2 protein-coding genes are annotated in these 1995 nt (G+C 42.3%); both read left to right on the top strand.

Annotated features, from left to right (window positions below):
- Positions 1 to 76 precede the first annotated feature (76 nt).
- Positions 77 to 1441 (top strand): leucine-rich repeat protein, encoded by a 1365-nt coding sequence (locus HMPREF9420_RS03035; RefSeq protein ID WP_007133952.1) that lies wholly within the window; start codon positions 77 to 79, stop codon positions 1439 to 1441.
- A 12-nt stretch (positions 1442 to 1453) separates the two neighbouring features.
- Positions 1454 to 1630: a hypothetical protein gene (locus tag HMPREF9420_RS14140; RefSeq protein WP_007133629.1), complete on the top strand. Its 177-nt coding sequence runs from the start codon at positions 1454 to 1456 to the stop codon at positions 1628 to 1630.
- Positions 1631 to 1995: the final 365 nt, after the last annotated feature.

The raw sequence follows: 1995 nt of genomic DNA, 5'->3' as shown, positions 1-1995 counted from the left end.
CTCGTGCCTTTTTTTGAACACATCTAATCGGATATAACAAAACTTTCTCACATGTTTATTTAATCAAAACAACACAATGAAAAGATTATTCTTAATAGTTTTATCTCTTATTGTAATATTTGTAGCTCGCGCACAAGTATCTACTGAGTTTACACAGACCATTAATGGAGTAACGCTTACCTACAACATCATCGATCAAGCTAATCGACATGTAGAAGTGACAACGATACGAAACCCCCATCTTCTTACACCCCCCATTTTAACCTTCCCTGAAGCAGTATATAAACCAGGAGAAACAGAACCATACACCATTACCAGAATAGTTAAAAAACAAGGTAGTTGGAACTATACAGACATAAATGACCCAGGCACCATAACACTAATCTTCCCTTCAAGCTTGGAAACGATAGGTGATATGGGATTTGCCCATTCGTATGGCGTGGATGTGGTAGATTTAAGTAAGTGTACAAAGCTCAAAGAACTGGTTAGCTTGAATTTTCATCGCAGCTCAATTAGTAAGCTTTACCTACCAGAAGGTCTTGAGACTATTGGTGAATTGACGTTTGATGATACTCCCTATTTAAAAGAACTTACAATTCCGTCTACCATAAAAAGACTTGAAGGTTCAGCTTTCGATCATGAAGAAAATCTAAAAGTTGTAGATATGCATAAGGTGCCTGCAGTTCCAACACAGAGTTCTGCTCCTGGTTCTCCTTTTAGTAATGCTCATCCTGATTTAAAAATATATGTCAATACAGACCTGACTGCACTTTATGCTACCGCGCCAGGCTGGTCTGACGATAAAGGGAAATATGCAGAAAAGATTGATATGAATGCCACTGGCTACACCACTTTCTACCTCGAAAACGAGAACTTCAAAGTTCCTGATGGTTGCACCGCCTACATCATCACCGGTGTTACGCCCAGTGGTAACATTGCCACTCCCGACAATGCCATTGTGAAAGCTTTCACGGCCGGCAAAATCATTCCTAAGCAAACGGGCTTCATTTTGCAAGGCACACCAAACACCACCATTGAATATCGAGCAGCCGTTACAGGCATAGAAGAAGACGTGACAGGCAATCTCCTTGTGGGCACAGCTACCGAACGAGAGATTAGCGGGGCTGGCTATAAATATTACGTTCTTTCAAACAGCGGTGACCAGGGGCTCGGCTTCTACAAGCAAGGCACTCGTGGAGGCGCTTCTATCAAGCTGAAAGCGCATCGCGCTGGTCTTCGACTGACGGAAAGTATTGCGCGTGCAAAAAGCTTTTTCATCGATTTTGATGCTGCTCGCGAAAATGCAAATGTTGCAGGCATCCGCAATATCGGACAAGAGGCAGAGGGCCGCGACAATGTTATCTACGACCTCCAAGGCCGTCGTGTGAAAAATCCAACGCATGGCATTTATATTATTAACGGAAAGAAAGTCATCAAATAATCGCATAGAAGAATGAAAAAGAAATATACAACGCCCCACATCGCAACTGCTCGGTTAATGACCACAGATAATATTGCCCAGTTTATCGTTAGTTCGCATGCCGTAGGTGAGGACCAAGGCCTTGCTAAGCGCGCCCCCTTCTTTGACGAAGAGGTGTCTGACAATAATCCATGGGATGAAGACAACTAAGATATAACAGAAAGTTCATAAAATAAGTTCTTCGTCGGTCGACTAAAAGCTGAAAATAAAAACAAGCTGTTGTCGGCCGACGAAACTTAAAAACATGCTTCTGCACACTGCAGAAAGACCAAAAAGAAGTTTTTTACGCTTCTGCACACTGCAGAAAGGCCAAAAAGAAGTTTTTCATGCTTCTGCACACTGCAGAAAGACCAAAAAGAAGTTTTTCACGCTTCTGTACACTGCAGAAAGACCAAAAAGGAGTTTTTCACGCTTCTGCACACTGCAGAAAGGTCAAAAAGAAGTTTTTCACGCTTCTGCACACTGCAGAAAGGCTAAAAGAAGTTTTTCATGCTTCTGCACACTGCAGAAAGACT

This window comes from Segatella salivae DSM 15606 (assembly GCF_000185845.1).
Classification (GTDB): Bacteria; Bacteroidota; Bacteroidia; order Bacteroidales; family Bacteroidaceae; genus Prevotella; species Prevotella salivae.
The sequence above is the reverse complement of the archived record's forward strand: the minus strand, read 5'-3'. Positions and strand labels throughout refer to the sequence as shown.